This is a genomic window from Streptomyces sp. NPDC008001, assembly GCF_042958085.1.
GTDB lineage: Bacteria > Actinomycetota > Actinomycetes > Streptomycetales > Streptomycetaceae > Streptomyces.
This window is the reverse complement of the sequence record NZ_JBIBIZ010000001.1, coordinates 148,013-166,035: the sequence shown is the minus strand read 5'-3', so window position 1 is coordinate 166,035 and position 18,023 is coordinate 148,013. Positions and strand designations below refer to the sequence as shown.

The window sequence follows — 18,023 nt, the reverse complement described above, 5'->3', positions numbered from 1 at the left end:
CGGCCGCCGGGTCAGCGGACCGAGGCGTACGCACCGAGGGCGATGTCCGCGAAGTTGCGGAGGGAGTCCGTGCCGGGGGTGAAGTAGCCGGTGTGGCCGTGGGCGCCGCCGGTGGGGACGAGGCGGGCGCCGAACTCCGGGGAGGTCGGGTCGGTGCCGTGGCCGAGGCCCATGAGGTCGACGTTGGGCACCTTGCCGATCCAGTCCGAGGGGTTGCGCGCGGCCGCCCAGACACGGGTGCCGGTGTGCAGGTCCTTCACCGTGCCGGCCCGCATGCCGGGGCTGCCGAGCGCGACGAGGTCGGCCGCCTCGGTGCGGTCGAGGGAGGGCGCGGCCAGTCCGCAGACGACCGAGCCGTAGCTGTGGCAGAAGACGGCGGGCGGCGGCGCGGCGGGAGTGGCCGCGGCGGCGGCCAGCCCGGCGAGGAGGCGCTCCAGCCGGACGGCTCCGGCCCGCGCGAGCCGGCCGGTGGCGGCGTCAACGCCGAGGCCGACGGGCGTGGTGTAGCCGGCCCAGGCGATGACGGCGGCCGGGGTGCCGGGCGCCCGGCGCTCCATCTCGGACCGCAGCGCGGCGGCCATTCCGGCAGGCGTGCCGTACCGGTCGTGCGAGCGGTCGAAGGAGGCGAGGTCGATGTCCGAGCCCGGTACGACGACGGCGGTGTGCCGGGCCGTCGTCAGGTCGCCGGACACCTCGGCGACCTGGCCGCGCCCGCGGGGGTCGAAGGCCAGGATCCGGCGGCCCGGCGCGAGGAGCCGCTCGCAGTGACCGGCCCGCTCCCGGGCCTCTTCCCGCACGGCGCGCGGCAGGCCGGCGTCCCCCGCCCGGGCCAGGGCCTTCTCCCGCTCGGCGGCTATCGCCCGGCGGTTGGCCTCGTAGCGGAGGGCGACGGGCGCGCCGTCGAGATTGCCGGTCACCAGGGGGTGGCGGGCCGCCAGTTCCCCGCGCTGGTCCTCGGTGAGGCTCGCGAAGAACGCGGCGACCGTGCGCGGCGTGGCCGTCGCCGGGTCCGGCAGGGTGCGGTGCAGGAAGTGGTCCGCGCGCCATTCGGCCGTGCCGGCGGGCGGCCCGGTGACGGCCGCCTGCTCGCTGCCGGCAGCCCAGCCCGCCGTGCCCGCGACGACCGTGGTGGCCAGCGCGGCGGCAACCAGTGTGCGCTTGAAGCGGCCCATGAACGTCTCTCCCTCGCCCTGTGACGTGACGGGGGAAAGCTAGGGAGATCACGCCGGGGAGGGCGTCACCCCCGGGAGCCAATCCCGGGGTGATACCTCGGTAGGGGGTGGCCGCCGGGGATGCGGTTTCCGAGCCGCTCCGCGACCGGCGCGCGACCGTCGGTCACCCCCGCCCCCGGCCCGCGCGCCGCGTTGCGGAACCGCGCACGAAACTACACGCGGCCGATGTACGGCTGTTACAAAACAGCGGGGAAACAGCAGGTTGCGTTTCATAAGATCGAACGCATGATCCACGGGCGATTAGTTCTAATCGCCCTTTCGCTTTTCCACTGCGCTTCCGCGCAGCAGAGTTGGGGGAACAGCTGTGCCAGGGCACATACCGCGCCGACGCGTGCTCCAGGTCGCGGGCGGCGGCATCGTCCTCGGAACGGGCGCGGTGGGTGCCTGGCAGTGGCTGGCCCCGGACGCGAAGAAGTCCGGGCAGGAGAGCCACCCGGTGCGGCCCGCCAAGGCCACGACGTCCGAGTCCTTCGTGCACGTCATCGCCCACCCCGACGACTCCCTCTACTTCATGAACCCGGAGCTGGAGCAGTCGATCCTCGGCGGCGGCCCCTCCGTCACGGTCTGCCTCACCGGCGGCGAGTCCGACGGCCGCAACGAGCTGTCGACCGCCCGCGGCTACAAGCGGCTGCCCGAGAAGCGCGGCGAGTTCGTCCGCGCCCGGCTCAACGGCTTCCGCGAGGCGACCGCCCAGATGGCCACCGGCGACTGGCTCAGCCCCTGGACCGTGGAGCCGCTGTCCCTGCTTCCCGGCATCCAGGTCGAGCTGCACACGCTGCGCGCCGCCCCCCAGGTCCAGCTGATCTTCCTGGAGCTGATCGAGGCCCGCACCCTGCGCAACCCGCGCAAGGAGAGCCTGCGCGGCCTGTGGCTCGGGGCGACCCCCAAGCTGACGACGCTCCTGCCGGCCGGCAGCCCGGTCAAGCGCACCTTCCAGTACGGCCGCCAGCAGGTCATCGACACCCTCGTCGCGATCTTCGAGCGCTACCAGCCGACCGTCGTCCGCACCCTGGACCCGAACCCGGCGCACCTGCCGAAGCCGCCGGAGTTCCCCGACGCGCCGCCCGTCCTGCGCGGCATAGCCAAGTACGACCACCAGGACCACACCACGTCGGCGTTCTTCGCCCAGGCCGCGCTCGCCGAGTACTGGGGCCGCAAGCACGCCCGGCCGACGGCCGTGGACAGCTACGTCGGCTACGAGGTCGCCCACCTGCCCGCCAACCTCGACAAGGCCGTCACCGACCACAAGCTCAAGTTCCTCGACACCTACGGCTGGGCCGACGGCAAGGACTGCGGCGACGACGCGGGCTGCGGCGACCGCAAGGTCGGCAGCACCTCCCGGAACAAGTACCTCGGCTGGTCGAGCAACTGCCGCCACCGCGCCACCGGCACGATGCGCTGGGTGCAGCCCCTGCCCGACGGCCGCCTCGCGGCGTTCGGCCTCCTCGACGGCGCCGCCCAGTGCTGGACCGAGGCAAGAGCCGGCAGCGGCATCTGGTCCACGCCCACCACCGTCGGCGGCTCGATGCTGGAGGGCCAGATACAGGCGGTGCGCCACTCCGACGGCACCCTGCAGCTGTTCTCCATACGCACGGTGCTCCCCGCGAAGGACCAGCCGCACCGGCGCGAGGTCGTCACCGCACTGCAGAGCGGCAAGGGCTCCGGCGGCACCCCGTCGTTCGGCCCCTGGGAGTCGCTCGGCTCCCCCGAGCAGGACCCCGAGCGCACGATGGAGATGGGCTACCCCGTCGCCGTCGCCGGCAACGACGGCACGGTCCACGTCTTCGTCCGCACCTTCGAGGGCGAGGTGGCCCTCCGCAGCGGCGCCGGCGGCAAGGACTTCTCCGACTGGGAGACGCTGCCCGCCTCCGGCCAGCCCGTGAAGGCCGAGGACGGCCTCGACGCCGCCCTCGACAGCCAGGGCCGGATCCACCTCGTGGCCGCCGACACCAAGACCGTGTACCACTGGATGTCGCAGGGCACCGGCGCCCCGCTGCAGATGACCGACCCCACGAAGCTCCCGGCCGCCACCGGCCCGCTCTCCCTCGCCCCCCTCGCGAACGGCGGCATGCGCATGGCCATGCGCCAGCCCCGCACCTCGCGGGTGCTGATCGCCGACCGGCTCGGGGACGACAAGGGCTGGCGGATCTCCACCCAGTGCGAGCCGCTCGGCGGCCACAACCGGGTCGCGATCGTCCAGGCCGGGAACACGACCGTCCTCACCGATCACGACGGCAAGGGGCACGTCCGGCTGTCCGCCGGCTCGGGCCGCCCGGGCCCGTGGGCCGAGGACGGCATCCCGCACCGCGCGGTCCCCGGCGTCGCGCTCGACGGCAAGGGCAACCCGGTCGTGGTCGTCATGGGCCTGGACAACCGGCTCAGCAGCGCGCGGCTGCGCGGCACCGGCAAGGACGCGTTCACGGACTGGATCGCCCACGACGGCAAGGCCCGTACGAACGTGCAGTCGTAAGCCCGCGGCTACCGCCGGGCGTCCTCCGCGATGACCCGTTCGATGTTCCGCTCGGCCAGCGCCGTGATCGTCGCGAACGGGTTCACGCCGATCGAGCCCGGGATCAGCGCGCCGTCCGCCACGTACAGGTTGCGGTAGCCGGCGACCCGCCCGTACGCGTCCGTCGCCCTGCCCAGGACACAGCCGCCGAGCGGGTGGTAGCAGAAGTCGTCCCCGAACGCCTTCGCCCGCGGCCCGGACAGGTCGTAGCGGTAGTCGGTGCCGTTGGCCTTGTTGATCCGGTCGAAGAACGCCTTCGCCGAGGCCACGGCCGGGGCGTTCTGGCTCCGGTCCCACCGCAGCAGGACGCGGTCCGTGGCACCGTCGTGGACGAAGGTGCCGCGCTCGGGGTCCTGGTCACGGCCAGGTACATGCTGATGCCGGTCTCGAATCCGGCGGGCTCCGGCCGGCGGGTGATCGCCGTGACGTGGTGCAGGGTCTCGATGGTGACCCTGCCCGTGCCGAGCGCGGCGGCGAGATAGGTCTTGTCCAGGCTCTGCTTGCCGTGGTTGTTGCCGTACATGGCCTCGGCGGCGAGGGCGGACTTCGGCACCTCGCCGGCGGCCTCGCGCCGCATGTGGGCGAAGTCGTAGACGCTGGGGACGAAGGCCGTGCGCAGGCCCGCCTTCGCGGCCGAGGCGCGGGCGACGCGCGCGAAGCGGTACCACTCCGTCTGCTCGAACCAGTCCGGGTCGACGCGGTTCGCCCGGAGCATGGCCGTGGCACGGGGGAAGTGCCGGGCGTACATCTCTGCGGCGTCGACCTGCGGCAGCACCTCCTCGAAGTACGCCCGCCGGGGGACCGCGGCGATGCCGCCGATGACGAGCGAGCCACTGCCGGCCGGGCCGGGGGCGGCCGCACGGGCGCCGGCCGCCGTGACCGTGGTCGCCCCGGCGAGGGACGCCGCGCCGAGGGCGGCCCAGCCCAGCAGACGGCGGCGTGACGGACCGGCCGTTCCGGCCTCGGTGGCGTGATCCTTGCTCTTCGACACCGCACCAAAAGTAGTAGTGAGTCAGTGAAGGAATACAGAGAGTGCGGGCAACGGTCTCACGTCCAGTACAGGCCGCGCGCCCGGGACGTGGAGACGGTGCCCGGGTCGCGGACGCCCGGCGCCGGCGGGTCGTAGCACGCCTCGAAGCGGACGGTCTCGCCGTCCGAGACGGATCCCTGGTGGGTGAAGTCGACGAAGGACGCGCCCACCGTCGCGATGCGCTCGACGATCGGGCCGTCCCAGCGGGAGCCGTCCGGCCGCTGGTGGTAGAAGCGGCCCTGGAGCGTGCTGCCCGCGGGGACGCTGACGGTCAGGAAGACGGTGGCCGTGTACGCCTTCGCCCCGCTGATGAGCGCCTCGCCGTTGACGGAGAGGGTCGTCCAGGCGCCGGGGGCGAGCGCCGTCCGCGCGTCGCTGTACTCGCCGAGCGTCCGGGGCGCGGCGCCGCCCTGCGGGGGATCCGCGGGCCTGCCGGAGGCGCGGGCGGCGATGGCGGGGAAGACCACGTCGCGGAACTGTGCCACGCGGGCGTCGCCGGGGCAGGCCGTGCCGCTCGTGGACCACTCGGGGAACAGCCGGTGGTAGCCGTAGCCCGGCTCGTCCCACGCGCCGCAGATGCGTAACGGCAGGCCGTGGTACTGGTGCAGCCACACCCCCACCTCGACCAGTCTCTCGATCTGCCGGGCGTTCCACGGGTCGGTGTGGTCCGTGTTGGAGGCGGTCTCGATGCTCACGGCGCCCGTGCCGTCCGGGCGCCGGTTGGCCCGGTAGTTGGCGTCGGCGCGGGTCTGGGTGCCGATGTACTGCGCGAGGTCGCCGTCGTAGCCGAGGCCGAAATGCGACTCCAGGTTGCTGTCGCGCCAGTACTCGTAGAGGCGGCGCGCGGTCCAGGGCGCGCCCATGCTGTGCAGGATGAACTGGGTGGGCCGGATCGCCGGCTGGTCGTCCGACTCCGGCTGGAGCTCCATCTTCGTGGCGCCCGGGTACCAGGCCATCACGACTCCTCGGGGCTGGGGGGCTGGGTGCGCGCCGCACCGCACGGCGACACGCACGTCTGTTCGCGGTATGCCCGTTCCCCCATCCCCTGCCACCAGGAATGAAAGGCTCCGGTGGTGAAGGCCGCCCCGGAAAGGCGGGGGAAGCGCGGAGGGCTTTGAGGTATTACTTCTGATATGTCATCAAATAATCCGGGGACCCCTGATACCGCCGATGCCCGGCGGAGCTTCGACGATCTGGTGGCGGAGGCGGAGGCCGCACCCGTGGCCGGCTGGGACTTCTCCTGGCTGGAGGGCCGGGCCACCGAAGAGCGCCCGTCCTGGGGCTATCAGCGGACGATGAGCGAACGCCTGGCGCAGGTGGACGCGGCCCTCGACGTCCAGACGGGCGGCGGCGAGGTCCTCGCCGGCGCGCGGCGGCTGCCCCGCACGATGGTGGCCACCGAGTCCTGGCCGCCCAACGTCGCGAAGGCGACGAAGCTGCTGCACCCCCTGGGGGCGGTCGTGGTCGCGGATCCCGGCGAGCCGCCGCTCCCGTTCGCCGACGAGGCGTTCGACCTCGTGACCAGCCGTCACCCGGCGACCGTGTGGTGGGAGGAGATCGCCCGCGTGCTGCGGCCGGGCGGCACGTACCTCGCGCAGCACGTGGGCCCGGCCAGCGCCTTCGAGCTGGTCGAGTACTTCCTGGGACCGCAGCCGGAGGAGGTCCGGCGCAGGCGCCACCCCGACGACGAGCGGCGGGAGGCGGAGGCCGCGGGGCTCGGCGTCGTCGACCTGCGCTCCGAGACCCTGCGCATGGAGTTCTTTGACATCGGCGCGGTGATCTACTTCCTGCGGAAGGTGATCTGGATGGTCCCCGGCTTCACCGTCGGCGAGTACCGCGACCGCCTGCGCCAGCTGCACGAGCGCATCCGGGCGGAGGGCCCGTTCGTCGCCCACTCGGCGCGCTTCCTCATCGAGGCCCGCAAGCCCGTGTGACGTCCCGTGCGCGACGGCAAGACGGCGTTCCCGGCCGTTTCCTCCGGATCCCGTTCCGCCGCCCCGGTTCCCGTTCCGTCCCGGCGGTCTCCTCGGCAAGGTGAGCGGGACACCCGAGCTTGCGAGGAGAGAGCCCATGCGTGTGCGTTCGAGACTCCGGTTCCTTCCCGTGCTCACCGCCCTGGTGGCGGTCGTGGCGACGCTCGCGGCGCTGCCGCAGCCGGCCTCGGAGCCCGCCGGGACCACGGCCGTGACCGCCGGGCCGGGCCGCGGGGCGCCGCGGCCGGAGGCCACCGGAGTCGTGCTCGCCGTGCACGGCGGTGCCGGGACGGCGTTACGGCGCGAGGACACCGATGCCCGTACGGAGAAGGCCTACCGGGACGGGCTGGCCGCCGCCCTGCGCGCCGGCCGGAAGGTGCTGCGGGACGGCGGCAGCAGTGTGGCGGCGGTCGAGGCCGCCGTACGGTCGCTGGAGGACGACCCGCTGTTCAACGCGGGCAAGGGCGCGGTCTTCACGGAGGACGCGGGGCACGAGCTGGACGCGTCGGTCATGCGCGGCTCGGACCTGGCGGCCGGTGCCGTCGCCGGCGTCCGCCACGTGCGCAACCCCGTCTCCGCGGCCCGGCTCGTGATGGAGCGGACCCCGCACGTGCTGCTGGCGGGACAGGGCGCCGACGACTTCGCCGCGCGCAACGGCCTGCCGGTGGTCACCCAGGACTACTACTGGACGCAGGCGCGCTGGGACAGCCTGATGCAGGCCAAGGAGCAGAGCGGCCGCGGCCGGGCACCGGGCGCGGGCGGGAAGACCATGGGTGCGAAGGCCGTGGGCGAGGCCGCGACGGGCACGGTCGGTGCGGTCGCCGTCGACCGCGGCCGGGACCTCGCGGCCGCGACGTCCACGGGCGGGATGACCAACAAGATGGCGGGCCGGGTGGGCGACTCCCCGCTCGTGGGGGCGGGGACGTACGCGAAGAACGGCACCGTCGCGGCGAGCGCCACCGGGCAGGGCGAGGTCTTCGTCCGCGGTGCCGCGACGGCGACGATCTCCCATCTCGTGGAGTTCGGCGGCCGGGACGTGGCCACGGCCGCCCACGAGGTCGTGCACGAGCGGCTCACCGCCCTGGGCGGCACCGGCGGAGTGATCGCGCTCGACCCCCGCGGGGTGCTGGCCGCCCCGTACAGCAGTGAAGGCATGCTCTACGGCTACGTGACCGCCGGCGGCGAGGTGGTCACGAAGGTGTTCCCCGGCGAGTGAGGCGCCTGCCCGGCGGCCCGCCCGGCCGCCGGCGCCGGCTCACCGCGCGTACAGGTACATCGGCAGCCGCTCGGGCGCAGGCCCTAAGTTCCGGGGCGCCCGGTGCCCGGTCCGCCGCCCGGCGGCCGGGCAGGAAGCGGGCGGGCCCGGGGTAGAGGTCGCCGCGGCGGTGGACGACGTACGGGCTGAACACCACCGTGCTGCCGGCCGGCAGGCGCAGGCCCGCGAGCTCCGTCTCCCGGGTGGTGTTCCGCGGGATGAGCCATGCCGGCGGGTACAGGCGCAGGGCCTCGGTGACGACGCGCGTCGTCAGCGGGAGCCGGGGCAGGTCGTCCTGCGTGGCGGCCCGCCCCCGCAGGACGCCGCGTGCTTCCGCGGACAGTTCTTCCTCGGTCCCGGGGTGGCGCGACAGGAGGTGGCAGGACCAGGCCAGCGCGGCGGCCGTGGTCTCGGAGCCGGCGAGGACGAGGGCCGTGGCCTGGTCGTGGATGACGTGGTCGGCGACCGGTGCGCCCTCGGGCGTGCGGACGGACAGCAGATGGGAGAGGACGTCCTTGTGGCCGCCCGAAGGTTCGGCAGCACTTCGGGCAGAGGTACTAGCGGCGTGCGCGCGGCGGGCCTCGATGAGGCGGGTCGTGTGCGCCCGCCAGCAGGCCAGGGCCAGGGCCAGGGCGTAGCGGCGGTTGCCGGGGGCGGGCAGCCGGCCGGCCCCCGGCAGGAGCGACTGCCGGTAGATGCCCGTGAGGAAGGTGTCCAGGGCGTCGTGCAGTTCGCGGGCCTCGGCGGGCGGCAGGTCGGCGCCGAAGAGCGCCCGCACCGCGGTCTTGGTGGCGAGGGCGAACAGCTCGCGGCCGAGGTCGGTTTCCCGGCCGTCCTGCCAGCCGTCCATCGTCTCGGGGATCGTCCGCCGCATCATGCCGCCCGCAGGCCGGAGCCCGCGGGCCGCCGGGGCTGACGGGGAGCCGGTGGCGTCATCGGTCTGCCTCCCGGGTCGGCTGGGCGCGGCCACCGTAGCGAAGCCGCCACCGCGGAAGGAACCGCCGCACGGCCGGTGCCGCCGGTCCGGGTGAGTGCGGGGTACGCGTCGGGGGCGGGTGATCAGGCGCACGGCCGGGGCATGGCCAGGGCGCGTGCGGGGCGCGTGTCCGCCCGGCCGGGTCAGCCTGCGGTGGCCGCCGTGGTGACGTCGGCGACCAGTTCCACCATGTCCGGCCCGTACGCCTCCGAGTTCACGACCTTCAGCAGCAGGCAGAACGTGCCGTCGAGCCCGTGCCGGCGGGCGAGCGGGGCGTGGTGCCGGGCCAGGTACCTTATGGCGGCCTGGTTGGTGACGCTGCGCTGACCGGAGACGAGGAAGACCGGCCGGCTCCCGCCGGGCCCGGCCAGCCGGGCGAGCAGGGCGTACTCGGTCGTCCCCTTGTCCATCCGGTACGTCTCGCCGCCGATGGTGAACGCGCCCGCGTCGGGGCCCTCGTGGCCGGTGTCGACCCCGACGCCGGGCAGCAGCGAGCGGAGGTGGGCCTCGGTGCGGCGGTTCGACACCGGCCCGCCGACGCAGAACTCGGTGCGCACGCCGATCCCCTGGCGGGCGGCGTCGTGCACCACGATGTCCGCGTGCGCCCCGCACTCCTTGATCAGTGCGGCGATCTCCAGCAGCGCGAAGGCGTCGTGGCGTGCGACGCCCCAACCGCTCGCGCCGGGGTCCTGGTTGACCACGAGCAGGCACTCCGACCCTGCGGAGAGGCCGAAAAATGCTCGTTTGCGGCGGAGTTGGCGCCGCCACAGCTGTGTTCTGACGAACCAGCCCGCGGCAGCGCTGATCCCGCTGGCGACCAGGCCCAGAACGATGTTGCGCACGTCGTCATTCATGAGCGGGGAGCCTACGGGCCGGGGCGCCTCCGGGTCGACGCGCCTCGGCAGGCGGGGCCGGCGGCACGGCAGCCCCGCGGCGGCCGGCCGTAGAGTCCGCCCATGCTTCTATGGATCAACGGCCCCTTCGGCGGCGGAAAGACCCAGACCGCGCACGAGTTGCAGCGGCGGCTGCCCGGCAGCGTCATCTGCGACCCCGAGCACGTCGGCTTCGGCCTGCACCGGATGACGCCCCCGGGCCTGCGGGGCGACTTCCAGGACTTCCCGGCCTGGCGGCAGGGCGTGTACGAGGTGCTGGACCTGGCCCTCGGCAGGCTCGACGGCCCCGTCATCGTGCCGATGACGGTCGTGGAGCCGGAGTTCCTCCGGGAGACCGCCGGCCGGCTGCGCGAGAACGGCCACGACGTACGGCACTTCACGCTCATGGCCGGGCGCGCCACGGTGCTGCGGCGACTGCGCGAGCGCTCCGTGGTGCACGCCCTGCGGGCCGCCGCCGGCCGCGGCCCCGGCACGGGGCGGGAGAGCTTCGCCGTGTCGCGGCTCGATCCGTGCCTGGAGCGGCTGCGCGGGCCGGAGTTCGCCGCGCACGTGTGGACCGACCGGCTCACCGTCCCGGCCGTCGCCGACGCCGTCGCCGCTTCCGCCGGGCTGACGCTCGCCCCGAACACCGACGGCGTGCTGCGGGGACGGGCGCGCCGGGCGTGGACGGGGCTCAAGCACATCCGGTTCGACTGAGTCGTGCGGTCGTTCCGCCGGAAGGGGCCCGTCGGCCGGGCCGGGTGACGCCTGTCCCCCGGCACCGGCCGCGCTCTGCGGCTCCTGCGCCGCCCCCGCACTGCCCCGCGCACTGCCCCGCGCCGCTCCTACGCCGCGTGACGCCCTTCTCCGGGGGCCGGGTGCCCGGCGACGGCCGTGGGGTCTCCGGGCGTACGGTCGCCGGGCGCGTGGGCTCCAGGCGTGGGGTCTCCGGGCGTACGGTCCGGGACCGGCGCCAGGTGCGCGCTGCCGGCGGTCTCCGTGCGGGCCGCGCCGGAGGCAGGGGCGGTGAGCCGGGCCCTGGCGTCGACGGCGTACATGTCGACGTACTCCTGCTCCGAGAGCTTGAGGATCGCGTACATGATCTCGTCCGTGACCGCCCGGAGCACGTGCCGCTGGTCCGCCATGCCCGCGTAGCGCGAGAAGTCCAGGGGCTCGCCGAAGCGGACGGTGACCGGGACCAGGCGGGGCAGCCGGCGCCCGGCGGGCTGCGCCTCGAACGTGCCGATCATCGCGCAGGGCACCACGGGCGCGCCGGAACGGATCGCCATCTCCGCGACGCCCACCTTGCCCTTGTACAGGCGTCCGTCGTGGGAGCGGGTGCCCTCCGGGAAGATGCCGAGGAGCTCGCCGCGGTCGAGCACCCGCACGCCTTCGTCGACGGCGGCCTGGCCGGCGGCCCGGCCGGAGCGGTCGACGGGTATCGCCCCGAGCCCGCGGAAGAACGCCGCGGCGAGGCGGCCCTTGAGGCCCCGGCCGGTGAAGTACTCCTGCTTGGCGAGGAAGGAAATCCGGCGCCGGAGGGTCACTCCCATCAGGAACTGGTCGGTGAACGACTGGTGGTTGCCCGCCACGATCGCGGCCCCGTGCTCCGGCACCCGGCCCAGGCCCTCGACCCGGGGCCGGAAGAGCCACCGCAGCAGCGGCACGAGTACCACGGCCCTGAACGCGCAATAGAACATGCCAACGCCCTTCTCCCAGAGAGGCCCCCGCGCCGGGGCACGCTACTCGCGGGTATGGATCAGGGGGAGAAGGCAAATCAAGCCAGAGCGTGGCCGGTTGATCACGGACGGCTTCCGTGCAGGACGCCCCAGCGGAGCCGGCCGCGGCGCGCGGCGTCGGCCCAGACGGGCAGGTTCTCCTGGAGGTGGCCGAGATAGGCGTCGCTGATGCGGCCGCGGAGCTCCGCCGCGCGGGCCGCCGTCTCGTCGGTCAGCCGGACGTAGTGGCTGACCAGCTGGTCGCTGTGGTCCTCGAACCCGACGCCGGTCAGGCCGAGGGCGGCGAGCTGCGTGCGGTAGAACGACACGGTCGCCAGGGCGTCGACGCCGAGCCGGGAGACGGCCGGGCGCAGCAGCTCCGCGGGAGCGTCCTCGGCGGCCATGATGTCGGTGAAGGCCAGCGCTCCTTGCGGTTTGAGGACGCGGACCGCCTCGCTCAGCGCCCTGGGCCGGTCGCTGCTGTGGCAGAGGGCCTCCAGGGAGCACACGGCGTCGAAGTGGCCGTCGGGGAACGGCACGTCGTGGAAGGAGCCGGTGACGACCTCGACGAGGCCGTCCAGGCCGCGCGCGGCGTTGGCGGCGCGGTGCCGCTCGTTCTGGGCGGCGCTGAGGTTGAGGGCGACGACGCGGCAGCCGAAGCGCTCGGCCAGGCGGCGGGCGGTGCCTCCGTAGCCGGACCCGAGGTCGAGGACGGACCGCCCCGGGCCGAGCCGGTCCGCGAGCCGGTCGCCGACCCGGTCGACGGTGCGGCGGGAGGCGTCGGCCACGGGCTCGCCGGGGCGGGTGTAGATGCCGGTGTGGATGTCCTCGCCGCCCCAGACGGCGGCGTAGAAGGCGTCGACGTCGGCGGAGTCGTAGTAGCTGCGGGTCGCGTCCTCGCCGGTACGCGGTGTGCTCTGACCGGTCACAACTGCTCCTTCGCTCACGGGATCGTGCGGGACCAGCCTCGCCCGCCGCACGGCGCCGGCCACAGGGACGGAACCGGCCAGGACCGGGCCGTGCCCGCACCCACGATCGCCGGGCCGGGCCGCACCACCGGCTCACGCCGCAGCGGGCGCCGCCAGCTTCTCCAGGACCCGGGCGCGGAGCAGCTCGTACTCCTCGCGCAGGCGCTTGATCTCGGGCGGCCGCGGTATGACCACACCGCCGGTGACGATCTCCTCGGGGCCGAACTGCTCGCGCGTGAGGTCGATCTCCACGCCCTCCCCCAGGCGGTTCCACCAGTGGTAGTCGGTCTGCACGCCGCCGACCCGGACCTCGCCCCGGACGAGGTCGCCGCCCAGCAGGTCGTTGAGGACCATCGCGGTCACGCCGCACTGGTCGCGCGCGGGATTGTCCGGCGTCCAGCGCGGCCGGTACTCCGGTGTGCACGTGTCGGCGCCCCAACTGCTGCGGACGGCACGTTCGATGTCGGTGAGGAGACGAGGACTCATGCCACGCATCCTCGCACCGGGCACTGACAACGCCGGGAGGGCCGGGCCGCCTGACGCGGCGGCGCAGGATCACCCGTTGGTGTCCCGGACGGGTGCGGGCCCCGCGCGCCGCCGCCTAGGGTGCTGCCCACGTGACCGCTGACGAACAGGATCGAGGACACGTGGACGAGGAAGAGGACCGGAGGCTGCGGGCGATCGCGCCGGAGATCTCGTACACCACCATCGGGCTGATGCGCACGATCGTCGGCCTCGAACCGGCAGAGCGGGTGCCGGAGGAAGCCCTCAAGGCCGCGGACAGGGTGCTCGCCGAGCACGGTACGGACGGGCTGCGTGTGCTCGCCATGAGCCTGGCGGGCTGGATGGCCGTCGGCATCGAGAACGTCGCGCACCTGAAGGGCCAGACGCACGAGGCCGTCATCGACGACATCGAGCTGACCTGCCTGGAGGCCGACCCCGAGGGGTGAGCCGCACCGCCTATCCGGCGCCCTCGACCCGGAGCCGGACCTGCTCCTCCAGTTGCTGCAGGCTCCGGTCGAGGGCGCCGAGCACGTCCGCCTCGCCCGGGTCGAGGCGCCAGTCGGCGAAGGACAGGTGGACGGTGACCTCGCTCGCACCGGTGCCGTACCCGGCCACCTGGAGCCATCCCGTGTAGCCGCTGCCGTCCAGCGCGCCCCACTCCAGCCGCATCCGCTCGCGGTCCGCGCGGAACAGCGCGGCCGCGTCCTCGCCCGTGCTGTCCTCGTGGACGGTCAGGGCCGGCGGGTCCTGCGCCCGGACGTGCAGCTCGTCCGGGAGCCAGCTGTCGAACCAGGACACGACGCTCGCCTGGTCGAAGACGTGCTCGGGGAGGTCGGGCATCGTCCGGGAACGCTCGTATTCGCTCATGCCCTACCCATGACCCACCCCGGCGGTTCCCGCAACAGCAGTGCGGCACCCGGCCGAACGCCCACCGCCCGGGACACACGGCGGGAACGGGAATCCCGGGACCGCGCCGCGAAGTTGCACCCTGCTGTGAAGCACATCCGTGAAGCACGCCCGTGGAGCACGTCCGCGCGGCGGTCACGGCACGACGATCCCAGGAGGACGACATGACCAACCCGGTCGAGACGGCCGACCCGGTCGAGCACCGGTTCGTCGAGGTCAACGGCGTCAGGCTGCACATCGCCGAACGAGGGCGGGGGCCGCTGGTCGTCCTCCTGCACGGCTTCCCGGAGTGCTGGTACTCCTGGCGGCACCAGTTCGGGCCCCTGGCGGAAGCCGGGTACCGGGTGGTCGCGGTGGACCAGCGCGGCTACGGACGCAGCGAACAGCCGGACGACATCGGCGCGTACAGCCTGCTCCACCTCGCCGGTGACGTGATCGGGCTGATCCACGCCCTCGGCGAGGACAGCGCGGTGGTCGTCGGCCACGACTGGGGCGCGCCGGTGGCCTGGACGACGGCGCTGCTGCGGCCGGACGTCATCCGCGGCGTCGCCGGCCTGAGCGTGCCGCCGGTGCCGCGCGGCCCGGCGGCGCCGCTGCCCGCCCTGCGTTCCCTGTTCGGCGACGGTTTCTACCAGCTGTACTTCCAGGAACCGGGCGTGGCCGACGCCGAATTGGTGCAGGACCCGGCGTCGACGTTCCGCCGGATCCTGACCGGCGCCTCGGGCGACAGCCCCCTCACCGACCCGCCGCGCCCATGGGTCGTCCCGGCGGGCGCCACGATCCTGGACACGATGCCGGAGCCGAAGGAGCTGCCGGGCTGGCTCACCGAGGAGGACGTCGCCGTGTTCGCCCGCGAGTTCTCCGAGCACGGCGACCGGGCGTTCACCGGCGGGCTCAACTGGTACCGCAACATCGACCGGAACTGGGAGCTCCTCGCGCCCTTCCACGACCGCCGCGTCGAGGTGCCCGCACTGTACGTGGCGGGCGACCGCGACCTCGTACGGACCTTCCCCGGGATGCCCGAGCTGCTGGCCTCGCTGGAGACGGCGGTGCCGCGGCTGCACCGCAGCGTGACCCTGCCCGGCTGCGGCCACTGGACGCAGCAGGAGCGCCCGGACGAGGTCAACGCCGAGTTGCTGGACTTCCTGGCCGCCCTGGACGGGTGACGGCCGGCGGGGTCCTGCGCAACGGGCGCTCGGCCCCGCCGTTCACACGGACGCCGGGCGGCCGTTCCCCGACCGCCGGGCGCGGACCAGGAGGACGCCGCCCACGGCCGCGAGCACGGCGGCCGCGGCGCAGGCGGCGACGGCCGTCAGGCCCGTACGGGAGGAGGGCGCCTTCGCCCGCTCCTCCGGTGCGGCGGCGGCCTTCGCCGGTGCGGAGGCCGCCTTCTCCGGTACGGGGCCGCTCTTGGCTTCGCCGGCCGCCGCGACGGTGACCGCGCCCTCGCCGTGGCCCAGGTCCGGGAAGCCGCTGTGGACGACGATCTTCCAGGTGCCGGGCGGCAGGGCCTCGCGGGTGGTGTAGGCGGCCTTCCCGCCCCCGGCCGCCACCAGTTGCCAGGGCCCGAGGGTGCGCCCGTCCGGGCCGGTGGCCGTCAGGATGCCGGCGACCGGCTCGTCCACGGGGTCGCCGTCGTCGTCCCAGGTCGCCACGGCCCGTACGCGGCCGTCCGGCTGCGCGGCGCCGACGGTGAAGTGGATGGTGTCGCCGTGCGCGGCGGCCGGTCCGGCCGTGGCCAGGACGAGCGCGGCGGTGGCGCAGCCGAGGGCGGAGGCCGGGAAGAGGGGGCGCAGCTTCATCGTGGCGGTTCCTCTGAGGGGGGTGGAGGGTGCGGAAGGGCCGGCGACCGCAGGTGGGGGGTGGGGGTGGTGAGCAGCGGTCGCCGGCCCGGATCAGGGGACGGCCGTCAGAAGGCGGCCGTCAGGAAGAGACCGGCCGGGAGGAGACCGGCCAGGAAGAGGCCGGTCAGGAAGAGGCCGGTCAGGAAGAAGCCGGTCAGGAAGAAGCTGCCTTCGACAGGGTCCAGCTCTGGTAGCCCTGGCCGTTCTTCTGCTGGAGTTCGAGCAGCCGTCCGCCGTAGTACCAGCGGTTGCTGATGCCCAGCACCAGGGAGGAGCCCTCGGGCTGCAGGACGTACGCCCCGCCGCCGGCGCCGTTCAGCCGCCACTTCTGCGCGGCCGTGTCACGGCAGGGCCGCTGGGCGACGTACTGGCCGGCCACGGCCCGCCCGCCGGTGCCCAGTTCGAGGCACTTGCCGGTCTGGGCCGACTTCACGCGCAGCGTGCCGCCGCCGGCGTTCTCGAAGGCCCACTGCTGGTTGGCGTAGCCGTGCCGCTGGTAGGCGATGGCGACGGTGCCGTCCGCGGCGGAGCCGCCCCACAGGTCGACGGCCTGGCCGGTGAGGCCGTTGACCATCAGGTACGCGGTGCCCGGGCGGGTCGGGGAGCCGCCGTCCGCGGGGAGCGTGCGGAAGGCAGCGGCGCGCCCCGGCGCGGAGGACTTCCCGTCGGTGCCCCGTGCGGCGACGGCGACCTTGTAGGCGGTGTCGGGGGTGAGGTTGGCGAGGCGGACGACGGTGTCCTTGACCTCGGCCGTCTTCTTCCCGTTGACCAGCACGTCGTACCCGGCGGCCGCAGGGGCCTTCGGCCAGCTGACGACGGCCGAGTTCGGGGTGATCTGGCCGGCCTGGGCGTCGGGCCCGGCGGACGACGGCCGCGTCGGGCCGGCCGTACGGGTCGGCGTGGGGCCGGGGCCGGGGTTCGTGGTGCCGCCCCCGGCCATCAGGAAGCGGTTGTTCGCGATGTTCCAGTGGGTGGCCAGGTAACTGCCGGGCTTGGGGTCGGTGTGGAAGTAGTCGTCGTGGCCGCAGTCCAGGCGGTTGTCGTTGGCCCGGTCGGGGCAGATCGTCTGCATCTTCGGGTAGTACGGGGCGTCCGAGTAGCACATGATGTCCCACTCGTCGACGCAGTGCCCGGCCTTGCTGGTGTGCGGGGCGCTGTTGTTGACGGCGCCCAGGTTGTGGCCGAGTTCGTGGGCGGGGGTGCTGCCGCCCCAGCAGCCGGAGTCCGTGCGCCCGTAGGACGGGCCGAAGTTGCTGAGGTTGTCCTGGCCCGGGCGCTCGTCGCCGTTGAAGGTGCCGATGCCGCAGTAGACCTGGGCATCGGCGAAGACCATGTACTTGCGGTCGCGGCGGTTGAAGCCCTTGGCGGCCAGGGCGTTGTTCATCGCCCCGAACTCCTGCAGGTCGCCCGCGGGCAGTTCGACGTCCAGGACGGAGACCGTGCAGTCGCCCTCGGTGACGTAGCGGACGTGCCGCTCGCCGCCGGTCTCCTTGGCGCTGGCGTTGTAGATGACGTCGGTCTCGGCGGCCCACTGCTTGAAGGAGGCCGCGTACTGGCCGAACCGGTCGCGGCCGGGCGCGTGCACGTACAGCACCTGGACGCGGTTGCCGGTGGCGCCGTCGCCCTCGCAGACGACCTTGGAGCCGGAGCCGTCCCGCGGGCCGGCGGGCGCGCCGGAGCCGGGGCCCGGGGCGGCGGCCGCGGCCACGCCGCCCTTGCGGGCGTCGATCACGGCCGGTGCGCCGCCCAGGGCCTCGGCGGCCGAGGGGGCCTGTTCGCCGTCGCCGGTCAGGGGCGGGGGCCCGGCCGTGCCCTTGGCGACCGGCGCGGTGTCCTTGGTGATGTCGACGCCCTTGGGCGGGGCGTCCGGGCCGTGGGTGCACAGGCCGGCCCGCGAGACGCTGTAGACGCCGACGCAGCGGTCGCCCTTGGGGGCGGGCTTGAGGCCGTCGTAGACGAGGCCGCGGCGCTTGTCGGCCTGCGGGGCCGACTTGAGGGGGGCGGGCGGCTTCTTGTGCACCGGCTCGGCGGCCGGGGCGCTCGCCGCGCCCGGCGGCGGGTCGCCGGCCGTGGTCGCGGATCCGGCGCTGATGACGCCGAAGGTGATGCCGGCGGCCGCAGTGGCTGCGGCCGCCGTGAGTATCAGGCGGCGGCCGGTTCTGCTGCGGCGGTGGGTGTGCTTGCGGGGCAAGGGTTATCCCTTCGGTGGGGGTATGGCGTGGGGGGTTCGGGTTGC

Annotated in this window: 15 protein-coding genes and 2 pseudogenes; 6 read left to right on the top strand and 11 right to left on the bottom strand. The window is 74.2% G+C overall.

Annotated features, from left to right (window positions below):
• Positions 1 to 11 precede the first annotated feature (11 nt).
• The gene (locus tag ACFZCD_RS00765; RefSeq protein ID WP_391826414.1) at positions 12 to 1,172 is read right to left on the bottom strand and encodes an alpha/beta hydrolase; all 1,161 of its coding nucleotides are present in this window, start codon (positions 1,170 to 1,172) and stop codon (positions 12 to 14) included.
• A 391-nt stretch (positions 1,173 to 1,563) separates the two neighbouring features.
• Here ACFZCD_RS00765 and ACFZCD_RS00760 point away from each other — a divergent pair, with 391 nt between their 5' ends.
• Positions 1,564 to 3,702 (top strand): PIG-L family deacetylase, encoded by a 2,139-nt coding sequence (locus ACFZCD_RS00760; RefSeq protein ID WP_391826413.1) that lies wholly within the window; start codon positions 1,564 to 1,566, stop codon positions 3,700 to 3,702.
• Positions 3,703 to 3,710: 8 nt separating this feature from the next.
• Here the strand turns inward: ACFZCD_RS00760 and ACFZCD_RS00755 are convergent.
• Positions 3,711 to 4,579 (bottom strand): annotated as a pseudogene (locus ACFZCD_RS00755) (GMC oxidoreductase); the annotation flags it as partial.
• Between the two features lie 209 nt (positions 4,580 to 4,788).
• Positions 4,789 to 5,727: an N-acetylmuramoyl-L-alanine amidase gene (locus tag ACFZCD_RS00750; protein ID WP_391826411.1), complete on the bottom strand. Its 939-nt coding sequence runs from the start codon at positions 5,725 to 5,727 to the stop codon at positions 4,789 to 4,791.
• A 177-nt stretch (positions 5,728 to 5,904) separates the two neighbouring features.
• Here ACFZCD_RS00750 and ACFZCD_RS00745 point away from each other — a divergent pair, with 177 nt between their 5' ends.
• Both ACFZCD_RS00745 and ACFZCD_RS00740 read left to right on the top strand, forming a co-directional pair.
• Positions 5,905 to 6,705 carry a class I SAM-dependent methyltransferase gene (locus tag ACFZCD_RS00745; protein ID WP_391826409.1) on the top strand — a complete coding sequence of 267 codons (801 nt, stop codon included), beginning with the start codon at positions 5,905 to 5,907 and terminating at the stop codon, positions 6,703 to 6,705.
• 136 nt (positions 6,706 to 6,841) lie between these two features.
• Positions 6,842 to 7,960, top strand: coding sequence for an isoaspartyl peptidase/L-asparaginase family protein (locus ACFZCD_RS00740; RefSeq protein ID WP_391826407.1), 1,119 nt, complete (start codon positions 6,842 to 6,844; stop codon positions 7,958 to 7,960).
• Here the strand turns inward: ACFZCD_RS00740 and ACFZCD_RS00735 are convergent.
• Together ACFZCD_RS00735 and ACFZCD_RS00730 are read right to left on the bottom strand one after the other, a co-directional pair.
• Positions 7,935 to 8,873: a cytochrome P450 gene (locus ACFZCD_RS00735; protein WP_391826405.1), complete on the bottom strand. Its 939-nt coding sequence runs from the start codon at positions 8,871 to 8,873 to the stop codon at positions 7,935 to 7,937. The genes ACFZCD_RS00740 and ACFZCD_RS00735 overlap by 26 nt on opposite strands.
• Positions 8,874 to 9,118: 245 nt before the next feature.
• Entirely contained in the window at positions 9,119 to 9,829 is a 711-nt protein-coding gene (locus tag ACFZCD_RS00730; protein ID WP_391826403.1) for a hypothetical protein, read from the bottom strand.
• A 102-nt stretch (positions 9,830 to 9,931) separates the two neighbouring features.
• Between ACFZCD_RS00730 and ACFZCD_RS00725 the strand changes: the two genes are divergently transcribed.
• A complete protein-coding gene (locus ACFZCD_RS00725; protein ID WP_391826401.1) occupies positions 9,932 to 10,564 on the top strand; it encodes an AAA family ATPase in 633 nt (210 codons plus the stop codon).
• A gap of 284 nt (positions 10,565 to 10,848) precedes the next feature.
• On the opposite strand, the pseudogene ACFZCD_RS00720 reads toward ACFZCD_RS00725, so the two are convergent.
• The 3 genes and pseudogenes from ACFZCD_RS00720 to ACFZCD_RS00710 form a co-directional block, all read right to left on the bottom strand.
• A pseudogene (locus ACFZCD_RS00720) lies at positions 10,849 to 11,547 on the bottom strand (lysophospholipid acyltransferase family protein); the annotation flags it as partial.
• 101 nt (positions 11,548 to 11,648) lie between these two features.
• Positions 11,649 to 12,494: an SAM-dependent methyltransferase gene (locus ACFZCD_RS00715; RefSeq protein WP_391826399.1), complete on the bottom strand. Its 846-nt coding sequence runs from the start codon at positions 12,492 to 12,494 to the stop codon at positions 11,649 to 11,651.
• 132 nt (positions 12,495 to 12,626) lie between these two features.
• A complete protein-coding gene (locus tag ACFZCD_RS00710) occupies positions 12,627 to 13,019 on the bottom strand; it encodes a hypothetical protein (protein ID WP_391826397.1) in 393 nt (130 codons plus the stop codon).
• 131 nt (positions 13,020 to 13,150) lie between these two features.
• Here ACFZCD_RS00710 and ACFZCD_RS00705 point away from each other — a divergent pair, with 131 nt between their 5' ends.
• Positions 13,151 to 13,483, top strand: coding sequence for a hypothetical protein (locus ACFZCD_RS00705; RefSeq protein ID WP_391826395.1), 333 nt, complete (start codon positions 13,151 to 13,153; stop codon positions 13,481 to 13,483).
• A 10-nt stretch (positions 13,484 to 13,493) separates the two neighbouring features.
• Here ACFZCD_RS00705 and ACFZCD_RS00700 read toward each other — a convergent pair whose 3' ends face one another.
• On the bottom strand, positions 13,494 to 13,904 hold the full coding sequence (locus tag ACFZCD_RS00700) for an SRPBCC family protein (RefSeq protein WP_391826393.1): 411 nt from the start codon (positions 13,902 to 13,904) through the stop codon (positions 13,494 to 13,496).
• Positions 13,905 to 14,107: 203 nt separating this feature from the next.
• Here ACFZCD_RS00700 and ACFZCD_RS00695 point away from each other — a divergent pair, with 203 nt between their 5' ends.
• Positions 14,108 to 15,109, top strand: a complete 1,002-nt coding sequence (locus ACFZCD_RS00695) for an alpha/beta fold hydrolase (RefSeq protein ID WP_391826391.1) — start codon at positions 14,108 to 14,110, stop codon at positions 15,107 to 15,109.
• A 42-nt stretch (positions 15,110 to 15,151) separates the two neighbouring features.
• On the opposite strand, the gene ACFZCD_RS00690 is transcribed toward ACFZCD_RS00695, so the two are convergent.
• Together ACFZCD_RS00690 and ACFZCD_RS00685 are read right to left on the bottom strand one after the other, a co-directional pair.
• The gene (locus tag ACFZCD_RS00690; protein WP_391826389.1) at positions 15,152 to 15,745 is read right to left on the bottom strand and encodes a hypothetical protein; all 594 of its coding nucleotides are present in this window, start codon (positions 15,743 to 15,745) and stop codon (positions 15,152 to 15,154) included.
• Positions 15,746 to 15,941: 196 nt separating this feature from the next.
• Positions 15,942 to 17,978 (bottom strand): RICIN domain-containing protein, encoded by a 2,037-nt coding sequence (locus ACFZCD_RS00685; RefSeq protein WP_391826387.1) that lies wholly within the window; start codon positions 17,976 to 17,978, stop codon positions 15,942 to 15,944.
• Between the last annotated feature and the right edge of the window lie 45 nt (positions 17,979 to 18,023).

What these genes read in the sequence shown, in the direction of transcription:
- ACFZCD_RS00710 (WP_391826397.1), bottom strand. Translation starts at nt 13,019, where the DNA reads ATGAGTCCTCGTCTCCTCACCGACATCGAACGTGCCGTCCGCAGCAGT.
- ACFZCD_RS00750 (WP_391826411.1), bottom strand. Translation starts at nt 5,727, where the DNA reads ATGGCCTGGTACCCGGGCGCCACGAAGATGGAGCTCCAGCCGGAGTCG.
- ACFZCD_RS00700 (WP_391826393.1), bottom strand. Translation starts at nt 13,904, where the DNA reads ATGAGCGAATACGAGCGTTCCCGGACGATGCCCGACCTCCCCGAGCAC.
- ACFZCD_RS00735 (WP_391826405.1), bottom strand. Translation starts at nt 8,873, where the DNA reads ATGCGGCGGACGATCCCCGAGACGATGGACGGCTGGCAGGACGGCCGG.
- ACFZCD_RS00765 (WP_391826414.1), bottom strand. Translation starts at nt 1,172, where the DNA reads ATGGGCCGCTTCAAGCGCACACTGGTTGCCGCCGCGCTGGCCACCACG.
- ACFZCD_RS00695 (WP_391826391.1), top strand. Translation starts at nt 14,108, where the DNA reads ATGACCAACCCGGTCGAGACGGCCGACCCGGTCGAGCACCGGTTCGTC.
- ACFZCD_RS00730 (WP_391826403.1), bottom strand. Translation starts at nt 9,829, where the DNA reads ATGAATGACGACGTGCGCAACATCGTTCTGGGCCTGGTCGCCAGCGGG.
- ACFZCD_RS00725 (WP_391826401.1), top strand. Translation starts at nt 9,932, where the DNA reads ATGCTTCTATGGATCAACGGCCCCTTCGGCGGCGGAAAGACCCAGACC.
- ACFZCD_RS00745 (WP_391826409.1), top strand. Translation starts at nt 5,905, where the DNA reads ATGTCATCAAATAATCCGGGGACCCCTGATACCGCCGATGCCCGGCGG.
- ACFZCD_RS00740 (WP_391826407.1), top strand. Translation starts at nt 6,842, where the DNA reads ATGCGTGTGCGTTCGAGACTCCGGTTCCTTCCCGTGCTCACCGCCCTG.
- ACFZCD_RS00690 (WP_391826389.1), bottom strand. Translation starts at nt 15,745, where the DNA reads ATGAAGCTGCGCCCCCTCTTCCCGGCCTCCGCCCTCGGCTGCGCCACC.